Origin of the sequence: Streptomyces sp. NPDC003300, from assembly GCF_040610915.1 — a bacterium.
Lineage (GTDB): Bacteria > Actinomycetota > Actinomycetes > Streptomycetales > Streptomycetaceae > Actinacidiphila.
The window spans coordinates 70,944-95,912 of sequence record NZ_JBEXNE010000012.1; the positions used below are offsets into that span (position 1 = coordinate 70,944).

At 72.4% G+C, this 24,969-nt stretch carries 23 protein-coding genes; 18 read left to right on the top strand and 5 right to left on the bottom strand.

Translation table 11 applies throughout. The features are described from left to right. Nucleotides 1-144: 144 nt before the first annotated feature. Nucleotides 145-813, top strand: coding sequence for a lytic transglycosylase domain-containing protein (locus ABZX65_RS19260; protein ID WP_355340915.1), 669 nt, complete (start codon nucleotides 145-147; stop codon nucleotides 811-813). A 79-nt stretch (nucleotides 814-892) separates the two neighbouring features. Here the strand turns inward: ABZX65_RS19260 and ABZX65_RS19265 are convergent, their stop codons facing one another. Then, nucleotides 893-2,806 carry an ABC transporter ATP-binding protein gene (locus ABZX65_RS19265; RefSeq protein ID WP_355340918.1) on the bottom strand — a complete coding sequence of 638 codons (1,914 nt, stop codon included), beginning with the start codon at nucleotides 2,804-2,806 and terminating at the stop codon, nucleotides 893-895. After that, entirely contained in the window at nucleotides 2,803-4,512 is a 1,710-nt protein-coding gene (locus tag ABZX65_RS19270; protein WP_355340921.1) for an ABC transporter ATP-binding protein, read from the bottom strand. Before ABZX65_RS19270 ends, ABZX65_RS19265 begins: the two co-directional genes overlap by 4 nt. A 150-nt stretch (nucleotides 4,513-4,662) precedes the next feature. On the opposite strand from ABZX65_RS19270, the gene ABZX65_RS19275 reads away from it, so the two are divergent. Then, nucleotides 4,663-5,445 carry a helix-turn-helix transcriptional regulator gene (locus tag ABZX65_RS19275; RefSeq protein WP_355340924.1) on the top strand — a complete coding sequence of 261 codons (783 nt, stop codon included), beginning with the start codon at nucleotides 4,663-4,665 and terminating at the stop codon, nucleotides 5,443-5,445. A gap of 22 nt (nucleotides 5,446-5,467) precedes the next feature. Here ABZX65_RS19275 and ABZX65_RS19280 read toward each other — a convergent pair whose 3' ends face one another. Then, entirely contained in the window at nucleotides 5,468-6,502 is a 1,035-nt protein-coding gene (locus ABZX65_RS19280; protein ID WP_355340927.1) for an ABC transporter substrate-binding protein, read from the bottom strand. Nucleotides 6,503-6,896: 394 nt separating this feature from the next. Here ABZX65_RS19280 and ABZX65_RS19285 point away from each other — a divergent pair, with 394 nt between their 5' ends. The 3 genes from ABZX65_RS19285 (at nucleotide 6,897) to ABZX65_RS19295 (ending at nucleotide 10,172) form a co-directional block, all read left to right on the top strand. Then, on the top strand, nucleotides 6,897-8,009 hold the full coding sequence (locus ABZX65_RS19285; RefSeq protein ID WP_355340930.1) for an iron chelate uptake ABC transporter family permease subunit: 1,113 nt from the start codon (nucleotides 6,897-6,899) through the stop codon (nucleotides 8,007-8,009). Between the two features lie 146 nt (nucleotides 8,010-8,155). Continuing rightward, nucleotides 8,156-9,193: an iron chelate uptake ABC transporter family permease subunit gene (locus ABZX65_RS19290; RefSeq protein WP_355340933.1), complete on the top strand. Its 1,038-nt coding sequence runs from the start codon at nucleotides 8,156-8,158 to the stop codon at nucleotides 9,191-9,193. 160 nt (nucleotides 9,194-9,353) lie between these two features. Next, nucleotides 9,354-10,172 (top strand): ABC transporter ATP-binding protein, encoded by an 819-nt coding sequence (locus ABZX65_RS19295; RefSeq protein ID WP_355341335.1) that lies wholly within the window; start codon nucleotides 9,354-9,356, stop codon nucleotides 10,170-10,172. A gap of 48 nt (nucleotides 10,173-10,220) precedes the next feature. On the opposite strand, the gene ABZX65_RS19300 is transcribed toward ABZX65_RS19295, so the two are convergent. Further along, nucleotides 10,221-10,892, bottom strand: a complete 672-nt coding sequence (locus ABZX65_RS19300) for a helix-turn-helix domain-containing protein (RefSeq protein ID WP_355340936.1) — start codon at nucleotides 10,890-10,892, stop codon at nucleotides 10,221-10,223. A gap of 132 nt (nucleotides 10,893-11,024) precedes the next feature. Here ABZX65_RS19300 and ABZX65_RS19305 point away from each other — a divergent pair, with 132 nt between their 5' ends. The 5 genes from ABZX65_RS19305 (at nucleotide 11,025) to ABZX65_RS19325 (ending at nucleotide 17,071) form a co-directional block, all read left to right on the top strand. Continuing rightward, nucleotides 11,025-12,017, top strand: a complete 993-nt coding sequence (locus tag ABZX65_RS19305; protein ID WP_355340939.1) for a zinc-binding dehydrogenase — start codon at nucleotides 11,025-11,027, stop codon at nucleotides 12,015-12,017. A gap of 157 nt (nucleotides 12,018-12,174) precedes the next feature. Beyond that, nucleotides 12,175-12,939 (top strand): MgtC/SapB family protein, encoded by a 765-nt coding sequence (locus tag ABZX65_RS19310; protein ID WP_355340942.1) that lies wholly within the window; start codon nucleotides 12,175-12,177, stop codon nucleotides 12,937-12,939. 186 nt (nucleotides 12,940-13,125) lie between these two features. Then, nucleotides 13,126-13,917, top strand: coding sequence for a metalloregulator ArsR/SmtB family transcription factor (locus ABZX65_RS19315; RefSeq protein ID WP_355341338.1), 792 nt, complete (start codon nucleotides 13,126-13,128; stop codon nucleotides 13,915-13,917). Between the two features lie 209 nt (nucleotides 13,918-14,126). Continuing rightward, a complete protein-coding gene (locus ABZX65_RS19320; RefSeq protein ID WP_355340944.1) occupies nucleotides 14,127-14,483 on the top strand; it encodes a VOC family protein in 357 nt (118 codons plus the stop codon). A gap of 74 nt (nucleotides 14,484-14,557) precedes the next feature. Next, entirely contained in the window at nucleotides 14,558-17,071 is a 2,514-nt protein-coding gene (locus ABZX65_RS19325) for an excinuclease ABC subunit UvrA (protein ID WP_355340946.1), read from the top strand. A 182-nt stretch (nucleotides 17,072-17,253) separates the two neighbouring features. On the opposite strand, the gene mftR is transcribed toward ABZX65_RS19325, so the two are convergent. After that, on the bottom strand, nucleotides 17,254-17,832 hold the full coding sequence (mftR, locus tag ABZX65_RS19330; protein ID WP_355340949.1) for a mycofactocin system transcriptional regulator: 579 nt from the start codon (nucleotides 17,830-17,832) through the stop codon (nucleotides 17,254-17,256). Between the two features lie 160 nt (nucleotides 17,833-17,992). On the opposite strand from mftR, the gene mftA reads away from it, so the two are divergent. The 8 genes from mftA (at nucleotide 17,993) to mftD (ending at nucleotide 24,968) form a co-directional block, all read left to right on the top strand. Then, the gene (gene mftA, locus ABZX65_RS19335) at nucleotides 17,993-18,124 is read left to right on the top strand and encodes a mycofactocin precursor MftA (protein WP_188281158.1); all 132 of its coding nucleotides are present in this window, start codon (nucleotides 17,993-17,995) and stop codon (nucleotides 18,122-18,124) included. An 11-nt stretch (nucleotides 18,125-18,135) separates the two neighbouring features. Further along, nucleotides 18,136-18,450, top strand: a complete 315-nt coding sequence (mftB, locus tag ABZX65_RS19340) for a mycofactocin biosynthesis chaperone MftB (RefSeq protein WP_355340952.1) — start codon at nucleotides 18,136-18,138, stop codon at nucleotides 18,448-18,450. Between the two features lie 5 nt (nucleotides 18,451-18,455). Continuing rightward, nucleotides 18,456-19,706 carry a mycofactocin radical SAM maturase gene (gene mftC, locus ABZX65_RS19345; protein WP_355340955.1) on the top strand — a complete coding sequence of 417 codons (1,251 nt, stop codon included), beginning with the start codon at nucleotides 18,456-18,458 and terminating at the stop codon, nucleotides 19,704-19,706. A gap of 125 nt (nucleotides 19,707-19,831) precedes the next feature. Further along, the gene (locus ABZX65_RS19350; protein WP_355340958.1) at nucleotides 19,832-20,665 is read left to right on the top strand and encodes a mycofactocin-coupled SDR family oxidoreductase; all 834 of its coding nucleotides are present in this window, start codon (nucleotides 19,832-19,834) and stop codon (nucleotides 20,663-20,665) included. A 115-nt stretch (nucleotides 20,666-20,780) separates the two neighbouring features. Beyond that, nucleotides 20,781-21,617, top strand: coding sequence for a mycofactocin-coupled SDR family oxidoreductase (locus ABZX65_RS19355; protein WP_355340961.1), 837 nt, complete (start codon nucleotides 20,781-20,783; stop codon nucleotides 21,615-21,617). Nucleotides 21,618-21,656: 39 nt separating this feature from the next. Next, nucleotides 21,657-22,598: a MoxR family ATPase gene (locus ABZX65_RS19360; RefSeq protein WP_355340964.1), complete on the top strand. Its 942-nt coding sequence runs from the start codon at nucleotides 21,657-21,659 to the stop codon at nucleotides 22,596-22,598. Nucleotides 22,599-22,604: 6 nt separating this feature from the next. Beyond that, a complete protein-coding gene (locus tag ABZX65_RS19365; RefSeq protein WP_355340967.1) occupies nucleotides 22,605-23,585 on the top strand; it encodes a VWA domain-containing protein in 981 nt (326 codons plus the stop codon). Between the two features lie 138 nt (nucleotides 23,586-23,723). After that, entirely contained in the window at nucleotides 23,724-24,968 is a 1,245-nt protein-coding gene (gene mftD, locus ABZX65_RS19370; protein ID WP_355340970.1) for a pre-mycofactocin synthase MftD, read from the top strand. The last annotated feature ends 1 nt before the right edge of the window (nucleotide 24,969 follow it).

A 24,969-nucleotide genomic window follows, 5' to 3' on the forward strand; every position in this document is an offset into this window, starting at 1 on the left:
GCGCAATCTTTGAAGTGCTCACAGGTCCAGGCCCGGACCTGCGGCGGAGGTCAGTACTTCCTCGCGACGCGGCGGACGCGCGTGTCGCGGGGGGAGTCCGTACGGTGGCACCGTGCGGTGACGGAAGGCGGCGGGACAGTGGCGGTGGACAAGCCCCGGAAGCGGTGGCCCTGGGTCGTCCTGGCGACCCTGGTGGTCGCCGGATGGGCCGCGGGCGGCCGTGGGCACAGCCCCGACGCCGCCGACCGGCCGACGGCCGGCGGCTCCGCCCGGCCGAGCAGCAGCGCGCCGAGCGCGTCCGCCGAACCCTCGGTCTCCGCGAGCGACGGTCTCGGGCGGTACGCGCCGCAGGTCAAGCGGTACGCGGCCCGCGCCGGGATCGACCCGCAGGTGCTGATGGCGATCCTCTACAACGAGGACTACAAGCCGCACGACCCGGCCTTCCAACGGGCCTGGCAGAAGCTCAAGCCGGACGCCGCCTTCGGCATCGCGAACATGCACAAGGCCACCTTCGACGAGACCAGACGGGGCCGCGACTTCGCCGGCCGCGACTGGGACGAGTTGCCCGACGACACCGGCTTGGCCATCGAGTCGGCGGCCTGGTATCTGCACGACCTGGCCGCCCAGCTCCCCGCCCACCGCTCCACCTCCCTGACGGTGAATCAGCTGATCGCGCTCGGCTACAACACCGGCGCGGGCAACATGCTGGCCTTCGCCCGAGGCGTCACCCCCGGGTCACAAGCCCAGTCCTATCTCGACCAGTTGACCTCGAACTGGGCCGCCGCGGGACGGGACGTGCGCGGTTCCGGCTGACCGCGCGGCGGACGCCGAGTGCCCGATGCCTCATGCCTGATGGCTGATACCTCATGGCTGATACCTCATGCTTTGTGCCTCATGGCTGGTGCTGGACTCCGGGTGTCGCGGCCCAGGACACCGGAGGCGTGGCGGGCGCGGTCGCCCGCGACGACCAGGCCGACCACAGCTCGGCGTACCGGCCGCCCGCGGCGACCAGTTCGTCGTGCGGGCCCTCCTCGACGATGCGGCCGTCGTCCATCACCACGACCCGGTCCGCGGTGGCGGCCTGCGTGAGCCGGTGCGCCACCACCAACGCCGTGCGTCCGGCGAGCACTTCGCGCGCGGCGGCCTCCAGCGTGCGGGCGCCCTCGCTGCCCGCCTCGGCCGCCGACTCGTCCAGCACGGCGATCGGCGGATCGGCCAACGCCAGCCGGGCCAGCGCCAGTTGCTGGGACTGCACGGCGGTGAGCGCCATGCTGCCCGACCCGACCCGCGTCGCCGTCTCCTGGGGCAGCGCGCGGACCCACGCCAGGGCGCCCGCCACGTCGAGAGCCGCTGTCAGCGCCGCCTCGTCCGCGTCCGGCCGGGCCAGCAGCAGATTGTCGGCGACCGTACCGGCGAAGACGTGGGTGTCCTGGTCGAGCAGCAGCACGGCGGGCCGCCCCGCCCGCCCGGTGGCCTGGACCGACACGTGACCCGACGTCGGCGGATGGACGCCCGCGACGATCCTCGCCAGGGTGCTCTTGCCCGCGCCGGTCGTGCCGACCAGCGTCACCTGCTCGCCGGGGGCCAGCCGCAGCGAGACGCCGTGCAGCACGGGCCGTCCCGGCAGGTAGGCGTGGTGGATGTCCCGCGCGTCGAGGAGATACGCCGGGCCCTGTGCGGGGTCGGCGGCGGGCTCCCGCGGCGCGGGTACGGGCGTCCCGCCCGGCTCGGCGGCGGGCTCCCGCGGCGCGGGTACGGCCGTCACGCCCGGCTCGGCGGCGGGCTCCGGTGCGAGGTCGGCCGCTCCGACCAGCCGGGCGAGTCCCGCCGCCGCCTCCTGCGCGGTCGCCGCGAGCCCCAGCAGCACATTGACGGGGTCGAAGAGCCGGACGAACAGCAGCGCGGCGGCGGTGGCCTCGCCGACGCCCGCGTGGCCGGCGTGCACCAGCCAGTAGCCGGTGCACAGGATCAGCCCGAGGCCGGTGAACTCGGCCGCGTTGAGGCGGCCGTAGAAGCGCGAGCGCAGGGTGACCGCGCGCAGGGCGTAGCCCATCGCGGCGGCCGAGCGGTCCGCGACGCGCTTGGTGTGCCGTTCGGTGAGCCGGAAGGCCCGTACGGTCTCGACGCCCGACACCGATTCGAGGATCTGCCGGGTCCGCTCGCCGCCCGCGACGCGCTGGGCCGCGTAGAGGGGACCCGAGTGGCGCAAGTACCAGCGCATGGTGGCTGTCTGGATCGGCATGGCGCACAGCCCCGCCAGGGCGAACCGCCAGTCGAGGGCGGTCAGTCCGATGACGGTGAAGCCGATGGTCAGCGCGGCGCCCGCCACGCTGGGCAGCACGCCGCGCAGGGCGCCCGCCACCAGGGAGGCGTCGTCGCCGATCCGCGCGGCGAGGTCACCCGCGCCGACCTGTTCGACGCGCTGCGCGGGCAGGGCGAAGGCGCTCTCGATGACGCGTTCGCGCAGCCGGGCCAGGGCGGTCTCGCCGACCCGCGCGGTCAGCCGCAGGCCCATCGCGGTCAGTAGGGCCTGGGCCAGCACCGCGGCCAGCAGCACACCCGCGGCCACGTAGACCGGTCCCTCGCCGCGCCGCTGCTGCACCACGTCCACGATCCGGCCGAGCGCCAGCGGCCCGACCAGGCCGACCAGTGCCTCGGCGACGAAGACCGCGGCGGTCAGGAGGGCGAACGCCCTTTGCGGGCGGACGAGTTCGAGCACCGCGCGGCCGGTTCTCGCCGGGGTCGCGACGGGCAGCAGGTCGGCGACGGTGGTCGCTTCCCCGGTCCGCTCGGTCTGCGCGCTCATGCGAACACCGCCGCCCGGTAGGCCGGTTCGGCCGCCGTGAGGTCGGCGTGCCGCGCGCTGGCCACCACCGCGCCTTCGATGATCAGGACGGTACGCGCGCAGGCCGCGAGCAGCGCGGGGGACGTGGTCACGATCAGTGTCGTACGGCCCGCCCGCTCGTCGGTGACCGTGCGGGCGATCCTGGCCTCGGTGACCGAGTCGATCGCGGTGGTCGGGTCGTCGAGCACGAGGATCGGCGGGTCGGCGGCCAACGCCCTTGCGAGGGCGACGCGTTGGCGCTGGCCGCCGGAGAGGAAGGCGCCGCGCTCGCCGACGCGGGTGTCCCCCGCGGCGGGCAGCAGGCCGTCGGGGGCGGGCCGGGGAAGGGTTCCCTCGGGCCCGGAGCCGAGGTTGTCGAGGATCGTGCCGTCGAAGAGGAACGGGTGGTGCGGTGCGACGAGGACGCGTTCGCGTATCGCGGCCCCGGTGAGGTCGGTGGCCGCCGTGCCGTCCAGCAGGACGGCGCCGCTCTCGGGCTCCGCCTGTCCGCGCAGGCACGCCATCAGGTCGGCGACGGCGGCCGGGTCCGGCACGACCAGCCCCACGTGCTCCCCGGCCGCGACGCTCAGTTCGACCCCGCGCAGCCGCCCGTAGGTGAGGGCGCGCAGTTCGAGCGCGCCACGCGGGTTCGCCGGGGAATCGGCCACCGGGGCGTCCTTGGCCGCGGCGGGAGCGCCGGGCGCGCCCGCCGTGTCGAGCACCGCCGTGACGCGTCCTGCGGAGGCGCGGGCGCGGGCGAGGTCGGGGCCGACGGCGATGAGGCCCTGGGTCGGCCCGAGCAGGAACTGGCACAGGCCGGTGCAGGCGATGAGGTCGCCGAGGCTGATCCGGCCCTGGAGGGCGAGCCGCCCGCCGACCAGGGCGACCGCGGTGACCAGGACTCCGCCGAGCAGCACGGCGGCGGCGTCCATCAGCGCCTCGAAGCGGGCGGCGGAGATCGTGGCGCGCAGGCTGGTCCGGTTGGCCTCGACGTAGCGGGCGTACGCGGGGCCCTCCGCGCGCAGGCCCTTGAGGACCCGCAGTCCCGCGACGAAGTCGACCGCGGTGCCCGACGCGCGGGCGGCGGCGGCCTGTTCCGCCGCGCCGCGGCGCTCCAGGGGGCGGCCGAGCAGATGCACCGCGACGAGGACGGCGGGCGTGCCGAGCAGCACCAGCAGGCCGAGCGTGACGGACATGCGCAGCAGCAGGGCCGCGCCGAGGACGAGCGCGAACACGCACGCGATCGCCTGGACGACGGACGTGGTGAATCTGCCGACGTTCTGCGCGTCCGAGACGGCGACCGACATCAGGTCGCCGGGCATCCGGTCCCGTACGGCCGTCCCGTCCGGCGCGAGCATCCGGTCGGTGAGCCGTACGCGGACGGCGTGCGCGGAGCGTTCGGCGGCGGCGACGGTGGCGCGGGAGCCGAAGCGGAAGCACAGCGACAGCGCGAGGAAGTCGGCGGCGAGCACGGCGAGCCAGGCCGCCAGCTCCCGGCCGGAGCCGCCGTCCACCGCCCGGTCGATCACGACGCCGACCACCACCGGCACCAGCGCCTCACCGGCCAGATGTCCGCTGCGCAGCAGCACCGCGGCGGTGAGGCTGCCGCGTACGTGGAGCGCCGCGGCGCGCAGCGGGCCGGGGTCGGCGGCGGGGGTGAGGACGGCGGTGGGCGGTGTCTGGGGCATGGGGAGGTGTGCGCTCTTTCCAGGCCCGAGGGGACCTTGGCCGGTGGGTGGTGCGTTGTGCGTACGGCCGCCGGACGGTGGTACGTGCGGCGGCCACCGCGAGGTTACGGGTCGGTCCGGGCTGTCGTAAATGAGCTACGCTGCTGACTTATGTCGCTCAACAGCCATGCCGTTGCCGAGGGTTCGACGCCGCCCGCCCGCGCCGAGGCGCTGCGCGTCGTGAACTTCGACATGGCGCGCGGCCAGCGCTTCGGCGAGCACGAGCACGACGTGCACCAGCTCGTGTGGGCGCCGACCGGTGTCCTGGCCGTGGACATCGGCGCGCACTCGTGGGTGCTGCCGCCGACCTTGGCTCTGTGGATACCGGCGTGGGTGCCGCACACGACGAGCGCGAGCCGCACCGCCCGGATGCGCAGTGTGTACGTGCATCCAGAGAGCTGCCCGCTGGCGTGGTCGCAGCCGACGGTGGTGGCGGTGGGGCCGCTGCTGCGCGAGCTGATCACGCACCTGGCGGACCCGGATCTGGAGCCGGAGCCGAGGGCGCGGGCGGAGGCGGTGATGTTCGACCTGCTGCGGCCGGTGGGGGTGACGACGATCGACCTCCCGATGCCGGTGGACGGCCGGGCCCGCAAGGTGGCCGAGGCGCTGCTGGCGCTGCCCGCCGACCACCGGCCGCTGGAGGACTGGGGGCGCGAGGTCGGGGCCAGCGCCCGTACGCTCGCGCGGCTGTTCAGCTCCGAGACCGGGATGTCGTTCGGCCGCTGGCGCACCAGGGCACGGCTGCGCGCCGGGCTGGAGCACATGGCGGGCAACCGGCCGCTGGCGGCGGTGGCGCTCCAGGTCGGGTACTCCACGCCCAGTTCGTTCATCGCGGCCTTCCGCCAGGAGACCGGCCGCACACCGGGCGCGTACTTCTCCGCTTCGCCCCGCTGAGACCGGTCCCGCGGCAGCGCCGTCACAGCGAGGTCAGCGCCTTCTCGAAGTCGTCGAGCACGCCGAGCGCGTCCTCGTAGCCGCCGGGCAGGAAGTAGTCGCTGCCGTAGAGGTGGTGGGCCTTGGCGGCGGCGAGCTGCTTGAAGGACTTCTGGGCGAAGAGCTTGGGCCCGAGGTTGGCGGGCTTCCCGTCGTTGGTCGTGTAGTAGAAGATCGCGTCCGCGTCGGAGAGCTTGGCGGTGATCAACTCGTAGGAGACGGGCTGCTGTTCGGCCAGCCGCTGGGTGGCGGTGGCGAACTGCGCGCCCGCCTCCTTGAGGATGCCGCCGATCGGCGACCCCACGCCGTACAGCCACCACTGGCCCTCGTCGAATCCGCCCTGGAGCAGATCCCAGTGGACGCGGCCGAGGACGTCCGCGTGCTTCTGCTTGATCTCGGCGACGCGCTGGGTGTAGCGGCCCTTGAGCTTGTCGAGAGCGGTCGGTACGCCGAGGACCGCCGCCGTCTGGTCGGACATGTCACGCCAGGGTGCCTTGGACTTGGAGAAGGGCAGCAGGACGGTCGGCGCGAGCTCGCTGAGCTGGCTGTACGGCAGGTTGGCCTGGACGTCGATGCCGATGATCAGGTCGGGGCGCAGGGCTGCGACCTTCTCCACCTCGATGGCGCCGCCGACGCCGTTGGAGACCTTGGGGATCTTTCTCCAGCGCTCCAGGTCGCGCTGCGGAACGTACTCCTCCCCCGCGTTGAACAGGCCCGCGGGCGTCAGGCCGAGGTCGAAGATCGCGGACATCGGGAAGTCGTTGATCGCGACGACGCGCTGGGGCTTGTCCGGGATCTCCAGCGGGCCCTTGGCGGAGTCGACGGTACGGGTCGCCTTTCCGCCGCTCTTGCCGCCGCCCTTGGTTCCCGCCGAAGCGCTGTCCGAGGAGCCGGATCCGCCGGATCCGCAGGCGGCGAGGCCGAGGAGCGCGGCGCCCGCCGCGCCCGCGCCGAGCAGGGTGCGGCGGGTCGGACGCGCGAGGCGCGACGAGGAAGGGCCGGGCGGCAGGGACGACATGAGGACCTCCGAGCAGAACTTAGGTTTACCTAACTTTGGTTACCCTAAGCGCGGCTTTCCGGGGTGGATTCTGGCCTCGGCCAGTCGGTGTCGGCAGAAGGTCACCCGCAGCCTCCGGCCGCTCCCGCCGCCGTACGGGCGCGATCTCGCCAACTCCCCCGCGCGGCACGGAATTCCGCACTCCGGTGCGATGACGGAACGGCCGCACGGAGCGTCGACCCGATCGGACAGGGCCGCTCAGGAGTGTCCGTTCGGCGACACAAGATGTCTTCCTACGGCCTGTCCGCCGCCGCCGGGCGGCTCGATTCCCCCCAAGGGGCGGCAGAACGACCGCACGGCTTAAGTTAGCCTGCCCTTACTTTCCGCCCGGGTGAGTCCGCCGAGGAGTTGGCCCATGAACGTCTTGCGAGCCCGCAGCGGGCCCGCCCCGGTACCGGCCGACGGGACTCCTCCCGTCCCGGCCGCGACCGGCTCCCCCGCGAGCGCGCACGGTTCACCCCGCCGTGATCGTACGGCCGCGCTCGGCGCCGGGCTGATCGTCGCCGCGGTCGTGCTCGCCCTCGCGGTCGGCGCGAGCCTGGCGATCGGCGCCAAGTCCGTCCCCCTGGGCACGGTCCTGGACACCGTCTTCCACCACGACTCCGGCAACGACGACCAGACCATCGTCACCTCGCTGCGGCTGCCGCGTACGGTCGTCGGTCTGATGGCCGGTGCGGCGCTGGGCCTGGCGGGGACGGTGATGCAGGGTCTGACCCGCAACCCGCTGGCCGATCCCGGCCTGCTGGGCGTCAACGCCGGGGCCTCGCTCGCCGTCGTCACCGCGATCAGCGTCTTCGGGATCACCTCCTTCACCGGCTACGTGTGGTTCGGCTTCGTGGGCGCCGCGGCGGCGGCCCTGCTGGTCTACTCGGTCGGCTCGCTCGGCCGGGAGGGCGCGACACCGGTCAAACTGGCGCTGTCGGGCGCCGCCGTCAGCGCGGGGCTGACCTCCCTCACCACCGCCGTCCTGCTCACCGACACCGCGACGTTCGACCGGTTCCGGTTCTGGGAGGTCGGCTCGCTGGCCGGGCGCGATCTCCCGGTGGCCTACCAGGCAGGACCGTTCCTCCTGGTCGGCGCGGTGTGCGCGCTGGGATCGGGACGGCTACTCAACACCCTGAGCCTCGGCGACGACACAGCCCGCGGGCTCGGCGCGAACATCGCCGCCGCCCGGATCTTCTGCGCGGTGTCCGTGGTGCTGCTGTGCGGCGCCGCGACCGCGCTCGCCGGTCCCATCGGCTTCGTCGGGCTGACCGTTCCGCACGTCGTCCGCTCCTTCACCGGCCCCGACCACCGCTGGATCCTGCCGTACTCGCTGTTCATCGCCCCGGCTCTGCTGCTGGTCTCCGACGTCCTCGGCCGTATCGTGGCCAGGCCCGGCGAGATCCAGGTCGGCATCGTCACCGCGGTGCTCGGTGCGCCGGTGCTCATCGTGCTGGTCCGGCGCGGAAGGCAGGCGGGGCTCTAGTGAGACCGACCTCCGACCCGCAGACGTCCGTGCCGCCCGGACCGCGGACCCCCGAAGCGCCGACCCCCGAACCGCCAAACGGCCGCGCCGTTGCGGACAGCGCCGTTTGGGACACCGCCGCTTCGGACCGTGCGATCCGGACGACGGTGCCTGCCGACACCCTGCGCGCGATACGGGCCGCGCGGCACCGGCCGAGGGCGCGTACCAGCGCCGTCGCACTCGTCCTCGTGCTGTGCGCCGTCGCTCTGCTGTGCGCCTCGCTGTGCGTCGGCAGCTACTCCGTCCCGCTGTCCGACGTGCTGCGCTCGCTGGCCGGGCGGGGCGACGCGGCCACCGACTTCATCGTGTTGAAGGTGCGGCTGCCGCGGGCCGTCACCGCGGTCGCGGCGGGCGCCGCGTTCGGCCTGTCGGGCGCGGTGTTCCAGACGCTGATCCGCAACCCGCTGGCCAGCCCCGACGTCATCGGGATCACCTCCGGGGCGAGCGCGGCGGCCGTGGTGGCGATCGTCGTGTTCGGACTCGGCGGCGCGACGGTGTCGGGACTCGCCGTGGCGGGCGCGCTGGCCACCGCGCTGGCGATCTACCTGCTGGCCTGGCGGCGCGGGGTGACCGGCTACCGGCTCGTACTGGTCGGCATCGGCGTGGCCGCGGGGCTCTCCAGCATCGTGTCCTTCCTGCTGACCAGGGCCGACATCTACACCGCGCAGCAGGCACTGCTCTGGCTCACCGGCAGCCTCAACGGCGCGGACTGGCCGCTCGCCCGCGCCCTGTTGCTGTGCCTGCTGCCGCTGCTGCCCGCGGTCTGTCTGGCGGTGCGTTCGCTGCCGGTGCTCGGGCTCGGCGACGACAGCGCGACCGGCCTCGGGGTACGCGTCGAGCGCAGCCGCCTGGTGCTGATCGGCCTCGCGGTCTGTCTGGCCGCGGTCGCCACGGCGGCGACCGGGCCGGTCGCCTTCGTCGCCTTTCTCTCCGGTCCCGTCGCCCGCCGTCTGGTGCACGGCCGGGGTCCCGCGCTGACACTGTCCGCGCTGACCGGCGCGGTCATCATGCTCGGCTGCGACTTCGCCGGGCAGCACCTGCTGGGCCCGACCGAATTCCCGGTCGGTGTGATCACCGGGGTGCTCGGCGCCCCGGGTCTGCTGTGGCTGCTGGCCCGGGCCAACCGGGTCGGGCAGGGAGGATGAGGACACCGCGATGACGGACACGACAGAGCAGGGCGCGCCCGCGCGGCCGGCCGCCGCGACGGACGGCGTATCCGGCGCGGCGGAGGCGTACGGCAGCGGGGGCGACACGTACGGGAAGCGGGAGGCCGACACGCGGGCCGAGACGTACGGAAAGGGCGCGGTGGACGCGCCCAGCACGCTCGCCGCCCGTGACCTGCGACTCGGCTACGACCAGCGGCCCGTGGTCACCGGCATCACCGCCGACATCCCCGCCGGGCGGGTGACGATGATCGTCGGCCCCAACGCCTGCGGCAAGTCCACCCTGCTGCGCGGCCTCGCCCGGCTGCTCGCTCCGACCTCGGGCGAGGTCCTGCTCGACGGACAGGACATCCACCGCCTGCCCACCCGTCAGGTCGCCGCCCGGCTCGGCATCCTTCCGCAGACCCCGGTCGCGCCGGACGGCATCCGCGTCATCGACCTGGTCGGGCGCGGACGCTATCCGCACCAGGGCTGGTTCCGGCGCTGGACGGCCACCGACGACGAGGCCGTCGCCGAGGCCCTGACCGCCACCGACACCCTCGACCTGGCCGAGCGCTCGGTGGACGAACTGTCCGGCGGCCAGCGGCAGCGCGTGTGGATCGCCGTCGCCCTCGCCCAGCGCACGGGCGTCCTGCTCCTCGACGAGCCGACCACGTATCTCGACCTCCCCCACCAGGTCGAGGTCCTCGACCTGGTCACCGACCTCAACCGGCAGCGCGGCGCCACCGTCGTCACGGTCCTCCACGACCTCAACCTCGCCTGCCGGTACGGCGATCACCTCATCGCGATGAAGGACGGCCGGATCGCCGCCGAGGGCCCGCCCTCGGAGGTCGTCACCGAGGACACCGTCCGCGACATCTTCGGCATGGAGTGCCGCATCGTCACCGACGAGGTCTCGCGGACCCCGCTGATCCTCCCGATCGGCCGCCACCGCGTACACCGGCCGACCGCGACCGACTGACCTCGACCGGCTGACGTACGCGGGCCGGAGCTTCTGGCGGGACAGGCCCTAGCGGCGGGGCGCGGTGGTCGGCGTACGGGCGGGCGCCACGGGGATGACCGGCGGTACGGGTGACAGCCGTGCCGCGGGCGGGAGCGGCGCGTGCTGCGGGGACGCCCGGAACGCCTGGATCGCGAAGGCGGCGAAGCGCCGGGAGGCCGCGACGCGGGCCGCGGGTGACGGCGCGTGGATGCCGCTGTTGGCCATGAGGACGAGGATCAGGTCGTCCAGCACGAAGTCGGGGCGCAGGCGGCCGGTGGACTTGGCGCGGGCGGCCAGTTCCGCGACCGCCTTCAGCGCGTACTCGCGGCCCGCGTCGAAGTCGACGGCGTGCGGGAACGTCGACATGAAGGCCGCGGTGAAGCCGCGGTCGCGGGCGTGCAGCTCGCAGATCCTCTCGATCACCAGGCAGAGGCCGCGCCAGGGATCCGGGTCGGCGAGCCCTTCGTCCACGATGTCGTGGCAGGCCCGCAACTGACCGGTGAACGCCTCGGTGACCAGCGTCTCCTTGGTCGGGAAGCGGCGGTAGAGGGTGGCGGGGCCGACTCCGGCGCGCCGGGCGATCTCCCGCATCGGCACGTTCAGCCCCTCGGTCGCGAACACCTCGCGAGCCGCTTCGAGGATGCGCTCGCGGTTGTCGAGGGCGTCGGAGCGCAGGGTGTGAGGCAATTCGTCGGTCACGCTCTCACTTTAGCCAAACGGACGGCGGCGTCCGTTACCGTCCGAAGCACCAGGTCCGCGGGCCGCCGGGTTCCGGACGGGCGCGGACCACGAGGGCCGGGACCGGCCGTGGACCAGCGCAGGGAGCAGACGGTGAAGGCAGTCGCGATCGAGACGTTCGGCGGCCCCGAGGGCATGGCGGTCGTCGACCTCCCCGCCCCGGCGCCCGCCGCCGGGCAGGTGCTCATCGGCGTCGAGGCGAGCGGTGTCGGCGGCGTGGACGCCGTGATCCGCAGGGGGACGCTGGCCTCGTACGGCTTCAAGGAGGGGCACATCCTCGGCAGCGAGGCGGCCGGTACGGTGACCGCGGTCGGCGACGGCGTCGACACGTCGTGGATCGGGCGGCGCGTGTGGGCGTTCACCGGGCTCAGCGGCGGTTACGCCGAGCAGGCGGCCGTCCCGGTCGAGGCGGTCCTCGCGCTGCCCGACGGGCTGTCGGCGGTGGACGCGGTGACGCTCGGCAACTCGGGCGCGGTGGCCCATTTCGCGCTGGCCCACGCCCGCTTCGCCCCCGGCGAGTCGGTGCTGGTGCGCGGCGCGGCGGGCAGCATCGGGATCATGACGGTCCATCTGGCGTCCCGCGCGGGCGCCGCCGCGGTGGCGGTCACGACATCGTCGGCCGAGCGGGGCGAGCGGCTGCGCGCACTCGGCGCGACGCGTGTGCTGGACCGCTCGGGCGACACCATGGGCAGCGGTTCCGGTGCCGACGACACTTCCGACGACGCTCCCGGGGGATACGACGTCATCATCGACATCGTCGCGGGCGCGGACCTGCCGTCCTTCTTCGGCCGGCTCCGGCCGAACGGCCGCATGGTGGCCGTGGGCGTGGTCGGCGGCCCGCCGCCCGCCGACTTCGGCATGACGATGATCGCGGCCTTCCAGAAGTCCCTGTCGTTCGCCACCTTCAGCACCGACACCGTGGCCGCGGCGGATCTGACCGCCGTGCGTACCGCGCAGTTCGCCGCCGCGAGCCGCGGTGAGCTGCCTCTCGCGGTGCACGAGGTGCTGCCGCTGGAGCAGGCCGCGCTGGCGCACCGGAAGATGGACGCGGGCGAGGTGTTCGGCCGGATCGTCCTGACGCCGTAACCCGAACCGCCGTCCGGAGGTGGGCAGTCGCTCGCGGCGCGGGCTCCACAGGCCGCCCGTCCCGCTACGCGCTCATCGGTTGATGCGCTGATCCGCCCAACCGGGCGTGGGAGAGCCGGTTCCGCGCCGCCGCCGTGGCCAGTGGCAGGATCTCCTCATGCAGCATATTTCGTTCGCTCTGCCGCTTTTCGATCCCGGTGCGGGCCAAGGGGCCAGGCAGTTCGCCGAGTTGGGCCTCGCCCTGCTGCTGTCCACCCTGATCGGCGCCGAGCGCGCCACGCAGCAGAAGAGCGCGGGACTGCGCACCCACACCCTCGTCGGTGTCGGCAGCGCGCTGTTCATGGAGGTGTCCCAGCACGGGTTCAACGCCGTGCTGGGCATGCAGGCCGTCTCCTTCGACCCGTCGCGGGTGGCCGCCCAGATCGTCTCGGGCATCGGCTTCATCGGCGGCGGCCTGATCTTCGTACGGCGCGACGCCGTCCGCGGCCTCACCACCGCGGCGACGGTCTGGCTCACCTGCGCGGTCGGCATGGCCTGCGGCGGCGGTCTCCCGCTGCTGGCCATAGGAGTCACCCTCGCGCACTTCCTGGTCGTCCAGGGCTACCCATGGCTCACCCGCCGGGTCCCGGTCCTCGCCACCCCCGAGCGCACCCGCATCCACCTCGCGTACCGGATCGGCACCGGCGTCCTCACCCGCGTCCTCGAATACACCGCCACCCAGGGCTTCCGCGTCGTCCAGGTCCGCGTCGACCGCGCCGCCCAGCACCCCGACGACGAGAACTGGCACCCCACCGAGGGCGGCACCGCCCTGGTCGCGGTCGACGTCGAGGGCACCGGCAGCCCCGAACACCTGGTCGCGGGCCTGTCCGAGTTCGAGGAGCTGCTGAGCGTCTCGTCGGTCGCCGACGAATCCGACGACTGACCGGGGACGCGCCCTCGTCCCTGCCCCGACAGCGTGGTGCCCGGCACCGCGTGGACGGTGCCGCCGCGCCGAGTCCCCGAGCTGAGCCATGGGCCCACGTCACTGGCCCGCGCCACTGACCTGCGTCGTTGACAATAGGCAGGCAGATACCTGCATAATAGAGAGGTGAGCCCAGAACCGAGCGAGATGGACCCGGTCTTCAAAGCACTGGCCGACCCGACCAGGCGACTCCTGCTGGACCGGCTGCGGGAACAGAACGGTCAGACGCTGCGTGAGCTGTGCGAGCGTCTCGGCATGGCCCGCCAGTCGGTGACGCAGCATCTCGACCTGCTCGGGCAGGCCAATCTCGTGACCGTGGTGCGCCGTGGGCGGGAGCGGCTGCATTACCTGAATCCGGCGCCCATCCACGACATCGAGGAACGCTGGATCTCGGGGTTCGACAAGCCCCGGCTGCGGGCCCTGAGCGCCATCAAGAACCTGGCAGAGGAGTACGCCATGACCGACGAATCCGTATCCGTACCGACCTATGTCTACGTCACCTACATCCGGGCGACGCCCGAGCAGGTGTGGCGTGCACTCACCGACGCCGATCTGACCGCGCGGTACTGGGGACACGCCAACGTCTCGGACTGGCGGCCGGGCTCGGCCTGGGAGCACCGCCGCGCCGACGGCTCGGGCGCCGTGGACGCCGTCGGCCAGGTGCGGGAGGCGGAGCCGCCCACGCGCCTGGTCCTCACCTTCGAGGACTCCGTCGGCAAGGAGCCGCCGCGCGAGCCGTCGGAGGTCACCTTCCTCGTCGAGCCGCACCAGGACATCGTGCGGCTGACCGTGACCCACGAGAAGCTGGCCAATACGGACATGTTCAACGGCATCTCGCGGGGCTGGCCCGCCGTGCTGGCCAACCTCAAGTCGCTGCTCGAAACCGGTGAGGTGCTGCCGCAGGCGCCCTGGGAGATGTCCCCCACCGCCCGCGCCTGAGCACACCGGGCGCGGGGCCCCGCCGCCGGGCCCCAGGCCCCGGCGGGAAAGGGCCGGTCGCGAGGGCGGCGCGGGACCGGTCAGGAATGGAGAAGCGAATCCCGGCGCCCGCCCGTAGCGTGAATCGCATGGACGCCGAGCCCCCGAACGTCTGGGGAACTCGGCACGGAAACACCGGGTCCATGCGGCCCGCGACCACAGGAGCGATCATGACCGGCACCACCACCCAGGGCATCAAGACCGTGCTGCACCCCGTGTCCGACCTGCCGAAGGCGAAGGCGGTGTACGCGGCGCTGCTCGGCATCGAGCCGCAGACCGACGAGTCGTACTACGTGGGCTTCGAGACCGGGGACCAGCACATCGGGCTGGTGCCGGGCGGCGGCCCGCAGGGTCTGACGTCCCCGGTGGTGTACTGGGAGGTGTCGGACATCGAGGCGAAGCTGGCCGAGCTGACCGCCGCGGGCGCCACCGTGAAGGACGCGGCGTCGGACGTGGGCGGCGGCCGGCTGGTGGCCACCGTCACCGACCCCGACGGCAATGTCCTCGGTATCCTCCAGGACCGATGACCGCCGACCCGCGCGAGTCCGGCCACGCGCCGGGTGACGACGCCCGCCGGTCGACCTGACGTCATGGAGAAACGATGAGCACGGCGAAGAAGACGGCCAGGCCGACAGCCGCGGCAACCACCAAGACCGCCAAAACCGCCAAGCCGGCCAGGACCGCCGCACCCGTCGGCGCGGACGAGGCCGCGGAAAGCGCCGGGACGGCCCGGGCGTCCGCGGTGCGTCCGGCCGACAGCCACGACCTGATCCGTGTGCACGGCGCGCGGGTGAACAATCTGAAAGACGTCAGCATCGAGATCCCCAAGCGCCGTCTGACGGTGTTCACGGGGGTCTCCGGTTCCGGCAAGAGCTCGCTGGTGTTCAGCACGATCGCCGCCGAGTCGCAGCGGCTGATCAATGAGACCTACAGCGCCTTCGTGCAGGGCTTCATGCCGACCACGGCACGCCCCGACGTCGACGTGCTGGACGGGCTGACGACGGTGATCACCGTCGACCAGCAGCGGATGGGCGCCGACCCGCGGTCGACGGTCGGCACCGCCACCGACGCGAACGCGATGCTGCGGATCCTCTTCAGCCGCCTCGGCAAGCCCCACATCGGCCCGCCCGGCGCGTACGCGTTCAACGTCCCCTCGGTCAGCGCGAGCGGCGCGATCACCGTGGAGCGCGGCTCGAAGACGGCGGTGAAGGCGACCTTCCACCGGACCGGCGGCATGTGCACGCGCTGCGAGGGCCGGGGCACGGTCTCCGACATCGACCTCGCACAGCTCTACGACGACACGAAGTCGCTCTCCGAAGGCGCGATCACCATCCCCGGCTACGGCTCGGACGGCTGGAACATGCGGCTGTACAAGGAGTCCGGCTTCGTCGACCCGGACAAGCCGATCCGCAAGTACACCAAGAGGGAGCTGCACGACTTCCTGCACCGCGAGCCGACCCGTATGAAGATCGCGGGCATCAACATGACGTACGAGGGGCTGATCCCCCGGATCCAGAAGTCGATGCTCTCCAAGGACAAGGAGGCGATGCAGCCGCACATCCGGGCGTTCGTGGAGCGGGCGGTCGCCTTCGCCACCTGCCCCGAGTGCGACGGCACCCGGCTCAGCGAGGGCGCCAGGTCCTCGAAGATCAAGCGGATCAGCATCGCCGACGCCTGCGCGATGCAGATCAGTGACCTGGCCGAGTGGGTCCGCGAGCTGAAGGAGCCCTCGGTCGCCCCGCTGCTGACCGCGCTGCTCCGGACCCTCGACTCGTTCGTGGAGATCGGCCTCGGCTATCTCGCGCTCGACCGGCCCGCGGGCACGCTGTCCGGCGGCGAGGCGCAGCGCGTGAAGATGATCCGGCACCTCGGGTCGGCGCTCACCGACATCACGTACGTCTTCGACGAGCCGACCGCCGGTCTGCACCCGCACGACATCCAGCGGATGAACGACCTGCTGCTGCGGCTGCGGGACAAGGGCAACACGGTGCTCGTCGTGGAGCACAAGCCGGAGACGATCGCCATCGCCGACCATGTGGTCGACCTGGGGCCCGGCGCCGGTACGGCGGGCGGCGCGGTCTGCTTCGAGGGCGGCCTCGACGGGCTGCGGACCAGCGGCACCCTCACCGGGCGGCACTTCGACGACCGGTCCTCGCTCAAGAAGACGGTCCGCGAACCGGCCGGCGCGCTGGAGATCCGCGGCGCGACCACGAACAATCTGCGCGGTGTCGACGTCGATGTCCCCCTCGGCGTGCTGGTCGTCGTGACCGGTGTCGCGGGCTCCGGCAAGAGCTCGCTCATCCACGGCTCGCTGGTCAAGGGCGCGCAGGCCAAGGGCGCCGACGGTACGGCGGTGGTGTCGATCGACCAGGGCGCGATCCGCGGCTCGCGGCGCTCCAACCCGGCCACGTACACCGGGCTGCTCGACCCGATCCGCAAGGCGTTCGCGAAGGCCAACGGGGTGAAGCCCGCGCTGTTCAGCGCCAACTCCGAGGGCGCCTGCCCGACGTGCAACGGCGCGGGCGTCGTCTACACCGACCTGGGGATGATGGCCGGGGTCGCGACCACGTGCGAGGAGTGCGAGGGGAAGCGGTTCGAGGCGTCGGTGCTCGACTACCGCTTCGGCGGGCGCGACATCAGCGAGGTGCTGGCGATGTCGGTGGCCGAGGCCGAGGAGTTCTTCGGCGGCGGCGAGGCGCACACCCCCGCGGCGCACGCCGTCCTGCGGCGCCTGGCCGATGTGGGCCTGGGCTATCTGGGCATCGGCCAGCCGCTCACCACGCTGTCCGGTGGCGAGCGGCAGCGGCTGAAGCTGGCCACGCACATGTCGGACAAGGGCGGTGTGTATGTGCTGGACGAGCCGACCACCGGCCTGCACCTCGCCGATGTGGAGCAACTGCTGGGCCTGCTGGACCGGTTGGTCGACTCCGGCAAGTCCGTCGTCGTCATCGAGCACCATCAGGCGGTGATGGCGCACGCCGACTGGATCATCGACCTGGGCCCCGGCGCGGGTCACCACGGCGGCCGGGTCGTCTTCGAGGGCACCCCCGCCGACCTGGTCGCGGACGCCTCGACCCTCACTGGGGAACACCTCGCGGCGTACGTCGGCGCCTGACGTACCGGTCGCGGACGCCCGACCTTGCGGTGCGCTCACGCCAACGGCGGCCAGGCGCACCGCGGTTGGCCGAGGGCATGCTCAACACCCGCGATCGAGGCCCGACTCAGCGCCCTTCGCCGGGAGCCGGGCTCGACACCCTGGACCCGAGCCCGGCACAACGCCCTTGCCCGCAGCGCGGCTCAGCGCCCTTCGCCGGAGAAGGTCTCGCCGAGGATGTCGAAGGCCGAGCCCAGCAGGGCCGGCAGATCCGCGTCCTCGTCCTTGAGCCACTGCTCGTAGGCCGACAGCGAGGCGGCCAGCGCCGCCCAGGCGATCACCTGCGGCCGCATGTCGTCCTCGTCCACCCCGAGCCTGCGGGCGGCGTACTCGGCGATGGCCTGCCGCCAGGTGGCGTACCGCAGCGTGGAGTGCGCGACCAGCGTCGGCACGTTCAGCAGCAGGGACATCCGCAGCCGGTGGTCCTGGACGACGCTGGCCGGGAAGCGGTTGAACTCCACGATGGCGCCGCGCAGCGCCTCGGCCAGCGCCATGTCCGGCGGGGTGCGCTGGAGGTAGCGGCGCATCCGTTCCACCAGGGCGTCGAAGTCGCCCCAGGGCACGTCGTTCTTGGACGGGAAGTAGCGGAAGAACGTCCGGCGGCCGATGCCGCAGGCGGCGGCGATGTCGTCCACCGTCGTCTCGGCGAAGCCGCGCTCGGCGAACAGCTCCAGCGCCACATGGCTCAGCTCGTCCACCGTCGTGGAGGGCTGACGCCCCATGCGAGTGCTGGTCGACGGCGGTTTCGGAGCGTCGGCTGGGGACCTCACGGATTTTCCTTCTTCCATTTGGCACCGGGTGCCATTAGTCTGAACATTATTGAAGGCACGGCGGACGACAACAACCCCGCCTGCGACCATCGCCCGACTGAGGAGCCATGGTATGGAAGAGCTTCAGCTCAAGGAGCCCGGCGAGCCGCGTGCCGCCGACGAGGATGTCACCGCGGATTCCGTGATCGAGGCCGACGACCTGGTCGAAGAGGTCTCGATCGACGGCATGTGCGGCGTCTACTGAGCCGCCCCGCCATGAGCGGCACGGACCGTCCGGTGAACACCCCGGACCCGGCGCCCGGCATGGATCTCGACCGCCCCTGGGATCTGCACCCGCAGGTCTCGGTCCGGCCGGAACCGTTCGGCGCCCTGCTGTACCACTTCGGAACGCGCAAACTCTCGTTCCTCAAGGACCGGCGACTGCTGTCGGTCGTCCAGTCCCTCAAGGACTCCCCCACGGCACGGGCCGCCTGCTCGGCGGCCGGGGTCACCGAAGCCGACGTGCCGCGGTACGGCCGCGCCCTCGCGACCCTCGCCAGGTCGTCGATGGTGGTGGAAAGGACCCCGTGAGCCCCATGACCACGACGACCACGGATGCCCCCGCCCGCGCTCCCGGCGCCGAACGGCTGGTGGACCTGTTCGAGTACGGACTCGACGCGCCCATCTGCCTGACCTGGGAACTGACCTACGCCTGCAATCTGTCCTGCACGCACTGCCTGTCCAGCTCCGGCCGCCGCGATCCGCGCGAACTCACCACGGCCGAGGCCGAGGCGGTGATCGACGAGCTGGAACGCATGCAGGTCTTCTACGTCAACATCGGCGGCGGCGAGCCCACGGTCCGCCCCGACTTCTGGGAGTTGGTCGACTACGCCACCGCCCACCACGTGGGCGTGAAGTTCTCCACCAACGGCGTCCGGATCACCCCGGAGGTCGCGGCCCGGCTGGCCGAGAACTCCTACGTCGACGTGCAGATCTCCCTCGACGGCGCGACCGCCGAGGTCAACGACGCCGTCCGCGGCCCCGGTTCGTACGACACCGCGCTGCGCGCCATGGCGAATCTGTCCGCCGCCGGGATGAAGAACTTCAAGCTGTCCGTGGTGTGCACCCGGCACAACATCCCCCAGATGGACGAGTTCAAGGCCATCGCCGACCGGTACGGGGCCCAGCTCCGGCTGACCCGGCTGCGCCCGTCCGGGCGCGGCGCCGACGTCTGGGACGAGCTGCACCCGACGCGTGACCAGCAGCGCGAGCTGTACGACTGGCTGGTGGCGCACGGCGACAGCGTGCTGACCGGTGACTCCTTCTTCCACCTGTCCGCCTACGGGCAGGCGCTGCCCGGCCTGAATCTGTGCGGCGCCGGACGCGTGGTGTGCCTGATCGACCCGGTCGGGGACGTCTACGCCTGCCCGTTCGCGATCCACGAGGAGTTCCTGGCCGGGAACATCCGGCAACCCGGCGGCTTCACCGAGGTATGGCGCGAGTCCGAGCTGTTCCGCGGCCTGCGCGAGCCCCAGTCGGGCGGCGCCTGCGCCTCCTGCCAGTTCTTCGACACCTGCAAGGGCGGGTGCATGGCGGCCAAGTTCTTCACCGGCCTGCCGCTGGACGGGCCGGACCCGGAGTGCGTGCAGGGCTACGGCGAGGAACTGCTCGCGAACCGTACGCAGCACACACCCGTCCCGAAGTCGTCCGTCGACCACTCACACCGTACTTCCCCCGCACCGCGCCGGGGACCGGTCCCGCTGACCCTCACCCGTCGTGAGGATCTGGACCGGCCGCCCGTCAGCGACTGCGCGGAGGATCCGCTCGCCGGCTTCCGTCCGGTCTGAGCACTCCGGGACCGCCCCACCGGCCCGGCCGCCGGCTCCGGTCACGGAGCCCGGCCACCGTATCGATTCCGCACACCTCGGGGACATCACTCACAGTAATCAACCCGTAACGAAAGGTGCACGCAATGGGGCGTGTAGAAGGAAAGGTCGCATTCATCACCGGAGCCGCGCGCGGTCAGGGCCGCAGCCACGCGGTGCGGCTGGCGCAGGAGGGCGCGGACATCATCGCGGTGGACATCTGCGAGGACGTGCCGAGCGCCGGTTACCCGGGCGCCACCGACGAGGACCTGGCCGAGACCGTACGGCAGGTGGAGAAGCTGGACCGCCGGATCGTGGCCACGAAGGCGGACGTCCGTGACTTCGGGGCGCTGAAGGCCGCCGTGGACGACGGTGTGGCGCAGCTCGGACGGCTCGACATCGTCGCGGCGAACGCCGGGATCGGCGTCATACCCGACACCCTCGACGTACTGGACGCCCAGCGCTGGCGCGATGTCATCGACATCAATCTGACGGGCGTGTGGAAGACCGCGAAGGCGGCGATCCCGCACCTCAAGGCGGGCGGGCGCGGCGGCTCGATCATCCTGACCAGCTCGGAGGCGGGCCTGCGCGCGTATCCGCACGCGGGTCACTACGTGGCCGCCAAGCACGGCGTCGTCGGCCTGATGCGCACGCTCGCGCTGGAGTTGGCCCCGGACAGCATCCGGGTCAACAGCATCCATCCGACCCAGGTCGACACGGCCATGATCCAGAACGAGATGACCTACAAGCTGTTCCGTCCCGACCTGGAGCACCCGACCGCGGAGGACTTCGCCGAGGTCTCGCGGTCGGTCATCGCGCTGCCCATCCCGTGGGTGGAGCCGGTGGACATCTCCAACGCCCTGCTGTGGCTGGCCTCGGACGAGGGCCGGTACGTCACCGGGGTCACGCTGCCCGTCGACGGCGGCAACTTCCTCAAGTAGGGCCGCGAGCGGGGCGGTTCGCGGCAGAACGCGACACGGCTCACGGGGATCAGCGGGGGTTCACGGGGGTTCGCAGAACGACAGCGTCATCGAAAGAGAAAGAGGTGAGCACGCAATGGGGCGTGTAGAGGGAAAGGTCGCACTCGTCACCGGGGCCGCCCGTGGTCAGGGCCGCAGCCACGCGATACGCCTGGCGCAGGAGGGCGCGGACATCATCGCCGTCGATGTCGTGTCGCAGATCGACTCGGTGCCGTACCCGATGGCGACGCCCGACGACCTCGCGGAGACCGTACGCGAGGTGGAGAAGCTGGACCGGCGGATCGTCGCCGCACAGGCGGACGTCCGTGACTTCGAGGCGCTGAAGGCAGCCGTGGACACCGGGGTCGCGCAGCTCGGACGGCTGGACATCGTCTCGGCGAACGCGGGCATCTTCAGCTTCGGCACCATGTCGGAGCTGGACGAGCAGGTGTTCCAGGACATGATCGAGGTCAATCTCACCGGTGTGTGGCACACCGCGAAGGCGGCGATCCCGCACATCAAGGCGGGTGGCAACGGCGGTTCGATCGTGCTGACCAGCTCGACGGCCGGGCTGATGGCGATGGAGAACATCGGGCACTACGTCGCCGCCAAGCACGGTGTCGTCGGCCTGATGCGCACGCTGGCGCTGGAGTTGGCCCCGGACAGCATCCGGGTCAACAGCGTGCACCCCACGTCGGTCGACACCCCCATGATCCAGAATTCGGCGACGTACGAGCTGTTCGCGTCCGACCTGCCGGTGGCCGAGCGGACCAAGGAGAATCTCGGCCCGCGCTTCGGTTCGATGAACGCGCTGCCGATCCCGTGGGTCGAGCCGGTCGACATCTCCAACGCGGTGCTGTGGCTGGCCTCGGACGAGGCGCGGTACGTCACCGGCGTCACCCTGCCGATCGACGCGGGCCAGACGGCCAAATAGCGGGTCTGTCAGCCACGTCGAGCGTAGGGAGCGCGAACGATGACCACACTGCGGACGGTACGGGACGCCGGGGCCGGCTCCGGCGTCGCGGCGGCCGGGGAGCGGATCGCCTCGCGCATCGTCGGCCGCGAGCGCGAGCTGGAACTCGCGCTCGCGACCGTCGGCGCCGGGCGGGATCTCGTCCTGGAGGGCCCGCCCGGCACCAGCAAGACCACCATGCTCAAGGCGATCACCGAGGAGTGGGGCATCCCGCTGGTGTTCGTGGAGGGCAACGCCGATCTGACCCCGGCCAAGCTGGTCGGGCACCACAATCCCGCGCGGGTGCTGCGGGAGGACTACAGCGCCGACAACTTCGTGGCGGGGCCGCTGGTCCAGGCGATGCGCACCGGCGGGTTCCTCTACATCGAGGAGTTCAACCGCGCCCCCGAGGACACCCTCAACACCCTGCTGTCGGCGATGGCCGACCGCGCGGTCGAGGTGCCCAGGGTCGGCCTGGTCACCGCCGAGCCGTCGTTCCGGGTCATCGCCTCGATGAACCCCAGTGACGACATCGGCACCACCCGGCTCTCGGCGGGCGTCAGCGACCGGCTCAACCGGATCGTGGTCGGCTACCAGGACGCCGCCGCGGAGGAGGACATCGTCACGCTGCGCGCCGCGCTGTCCGGTCCGCTCGCGGACCGGATCGTGCCCGACGCCGTCGCGGTGACCCGGGCCACCCGCGCGCACCCGGATCTGCGTCAGGGCAGCAGCGTGCGGGGCGCGATCGACTGCGCGCTGGTCGCCGACGGCCTGATGACGATGCGCGGCCTGAGCGGACCGGACGACGACCGCTACCCGGAGAGCTTCTACGACGCGATGACGGTCTCGCTGTCCGGCCGGATCCGGCTGGACGACGCTGCGGAGACCACTGCGGAACGCGTCCTGCGGGAGATCTGGGAGGACCGCTTCGTGCTGGATCCGGCGCGGGCGGAGCCCGGATGAAGAGCGGTGGAGGCCGACTCGCCCGTACGGCGGCGCGAACCGGCGTCCACGGACCGGTCGCGGCGACCGCTGCGCCGTATCCCCAAGACACTCGACGAGGAGCCGAAGGTGTTCGAAGCGGTGGCGGGCACGGGAGGCACGGTGCTGCGCGCCCGCTCGCGCGGCGCCGGTCCCGCGCGCCCGCGGCCGACCCGCTCGGCGGCCGACTTCACCGACGAGCGGGGGGCGCTGCTCAGCGGCTCGGACGACACCGAGCCGGTGGACCCCGCGGTGCGGGCGCGGGCCCGCGAGATCGCCGCGCGGCTGTCCCTGCCGAAGCCGAAGCGGGCGCGCGGCGGACGGCCGGCCGCTTCGGGGCGGCTGGCCAGCCTCCCGTACCGGCAGCGGGGCAGCGACATCGACCTGGATCCGACGCTGGAGCGGCTGGCGGAGCGGCCGGTCCCCGACGACGAGGACGTCTTCGTCTTCGAGCGGGTCCGCGCGCCCCGCTCCGTCGTGCTCGCGGTGGACCTGTCGGGGTCGATGAAGGGCGAGCGGGTACGTACCGCGGCGGCGACCGTGGGCGCGCTCGCGGCCGAGCTGGAGTCCGAGGCGCTGGCCGTCGTCGCCTTCTGGTCGGACGCGGCGGTGCTGCTCGAACTGGGCGACCCGGTCAGGCCGATGGAGCTGCTGGACGCGATGCTGCGCATCCCGGCCAGGGGCCTGACCAATGTGGCCTTCCCGCTGGAACTCGCCGCCGCCCGGCTGGCGTCGGTGCCGCGGCGCGGCGCGCGGGTGCTGCTGCTGTCGGACTGCGTCCACAACGCGGGGCCGGACCCGCGCCCGGCGGCGGCCCGGCTGCCGCGGCTGGACGTGCTGCTCGACACGAGCGGTGAGAAGGACGTCGAATTGGGCGCGGAACTGGCCAGGGCCGGGCACGGCACCTTCCACCGCATCCGCACCCACCACGACATCGCACCGGCTCTCAGGGAGGTCTTCCGCACATGAACGGCGCGTGGAGGCACATTCGCCCGGGGCACGTGAGGAGCGGCTGACCCGCGCCTCAGCGGCGCACGGGCGGCACCTGACGCTCACGGACATGGACCGGCCCCGAAGGACCGGCTCCGAGACGAAGAGGAACACGCAATGAGCAGGAATCCCTGGTTCGAGACCGTCGCCGAGGCGCAGCGCCGGGCAAAGAAGCAACTACCGAGTTCGGTCTACGGAGCCCTGGTCGCGGGCTCGGAGCGCGGCCGGACCATCGACGACAACATCGAGGCGTTCGCCGAACTGGGCTTCGCGCCGCGGGTGGTGGGCCATCATGCCGAGCGCGACCTGTCGACGACGGTGCTGGGGATCCCGACGTCGATGCCCGTGGTGATCTCGCCGACCGGTGTGCAGGCCGTGCACCCGGACGGCGAGGTGGCCGTCGCGCGGGCCGCCGCGAACCGGGGCGTGATCATGGGGCTCAGCTCCTTCGCCAGCAAGCCGGTCGAGGAGGTCGCCGAGGCGAACGAGAACACCTTCTTCCAGATGTACTGGACCGGCACCCGCGAGTCGATGGTGCAGCGGATGGACCGGGCCAGGGCCGCCGGGGCCAAGGCGCTGATCTCCACGCTCGACTGGTCCTTCTCCAACGGGCGCGACTGGGGCAGTCCTTCGATCCCGGAGAAGCTGGACTTCAAGACGATGCTGAAGTTCGCGCCGAACGTGGCGCCGCACCCGGCCTGGCTGATGCGGTTCCTCAAATCCCGTCGGCTCCCCGACCTCACCGCGCCCAACCTCCGCCCGCCGGGCGGCGCGGCGCCCACCTTCTTCGGCGCCTACTACGAGTGGATGCAGACGGCGCCGCCCACCTGGGACGACGTGAAGTGGCTGCGCGAGGAGTGGGGCGGCCCGTTCCTGCTCAAGGGCGTGACGCGGGTGGACGACGCCAAGCGCGCGGTCGACGCCGGGGTCAGCGGGATCTCGGTGTCCAACCACGGCGGCAACAACCTGGACACGACACCGGGCACGATACGGATGCTGCCGTCGATCGCCGAGGCGGTGGGCGACCAGATCGAGGTCGTGCTCGACGGCGGCATCCGGCGCGGCGGCGACGTCGCCAAGGCGCTGGCGCTCGGCGCCCGCGCGGTGCTGATCGGCCGCGCCTACCTGTGGGGGCTCGCGGCCAACGGCCAGGCCGGGGTGGAGAACGTCCTGGACATCATGCGCGGCGGCCTGGACTCCGCGGTGCTGGGCCTGGGCCACTCCTCGGTGCACGAGCTGTCCCCCGACGACCTGGTGATCCCCGACGGCTTCACCAGGACACTCGGCGGCGGGCTCGTCGGCCGCGCGGACCGCGCGGGCGCCGCGGAGACCGCGCCGCGCTCCAAGGACCCGATCCGCTGAC

Bases quoted from the DNA above. Each gene is read 5' to 3' on its own strand.
- ABZX65_RS19325 (WP_355340946.1), top strand. From the start codon at position 14,558: ATGAGCACGGCGAAGAAGACGGCCAGGCCGACAGCCGCGGCAACCACC.
- ABZX65_RS19310 (WP_355340942.1), top strand. From the start codon at position 12,175: ATGCAGCATATTTCGTTCGCTCTGCCGCTTTTCGATCCCGGTGCGGGC.
- mftB (WP_355340952.1), top strand. From the start codon at position 18,136: ATGAGCGGCACGGACCGTCCGGTGAACACCCCGGACCCGGCGCCCGGC.
- mftC (WP_355340955.1), top strand. From the start codon at position 18,456: ATGACCACGACGACCACGGATGCCCCCGCCCGCGCTCCCGGCGCCGAA.
- mftR (WP_355340949.1), bottom strand. From the start codon at position 17,832: ATGGGGCGTCAGCCCTCCACGACGGTGGACGAGCTGAGCCATGTGGCG.
- ABZX65_RS19280 (WP_355340927.1), bottom strand. From the start codon at position 6,502: ATGTCGTCCCTGCCGCCCGGCCCTTCCTCGTCGCGCCTCGCGCGTCCG.
- ABZX65_RS19350 (WP_355340958.1), top strand. From the start codon at position 19,832: ATGGGGCGTGTAGAAGGAAAGGTCGCATTCATCACCGGAGCCGCGCGC.
- ABZX65_RS19265 (WP_355340918.1), bottom strand. From the start codon at position 2,806: ATGAGCGCGCAGACCGAGCGGACCGGGGAAGCGACCACCGTCGCCGAC.
- ABZX65_RS19270 (WP_355340921.1), bottom strand. From the start codon at position 4,512: ATGCCCCAGACACCGCCCACCGCCGTCCTCACCCCCGCCGCCGACCCC.
- ABZX65_RS19315 (WP_355341338.1), top strand. From the start codon at position 13,126: ATGGACCCGGTCTTCAAAGCACTGGCCGACCCGACCAGGCGACTCCTG.
- ABZX65_RS19275 (WP_355340924.1), top strand. From the start codon at position 4,663: ATGTCGCTCAACAGCCATGCCGTTGCCGAGGGTTCGACGCCGCCCGCC.
- ABZX65_RS19320 (WP_355340944.1), top strand. From the start codon at position 14,127: ATGACCGGCACCACCACCCAGGGCATCAAGACCGTGCTGCACCCCGTG.
- ABZX65_RS19360 (WP_355340964.1), top strand. From the start codon at position 21,657: ATGACCACACTGCGGACGGTACGGGACGCCGGGGCCGGCTCCGGCGTC.
- mftD (WP_355340970.1), top strand. From the start codon at position 23,724: ATGAGCAGGAATCCCTGGTTCGAGACCGTCGCCGAGGCGCAGCGCCGG.
- mftA (WP_188281158.1), top strand. From the start codon at position 17,993: ATGGAAGAGCTTCAGCTCAAGGAGCCCGGCGAGCCGCGTGCCGCCGAC.
- ABZX65_RS19285 (WP_355340930.1), top strand. From the start codon at position 6,897: ATGAACGTCTTGCGAGCCCGCAGCGGGCCCGCCCCGGTACCGGCCGAC.
- ABZX65_RS19355 (WP_355340961.1), top strand. From the start codon at position 20,781: ATGGGGCGTGTAGAGGGAAAGGTCGCACTCGTCACCGGGGCCGCCCGT.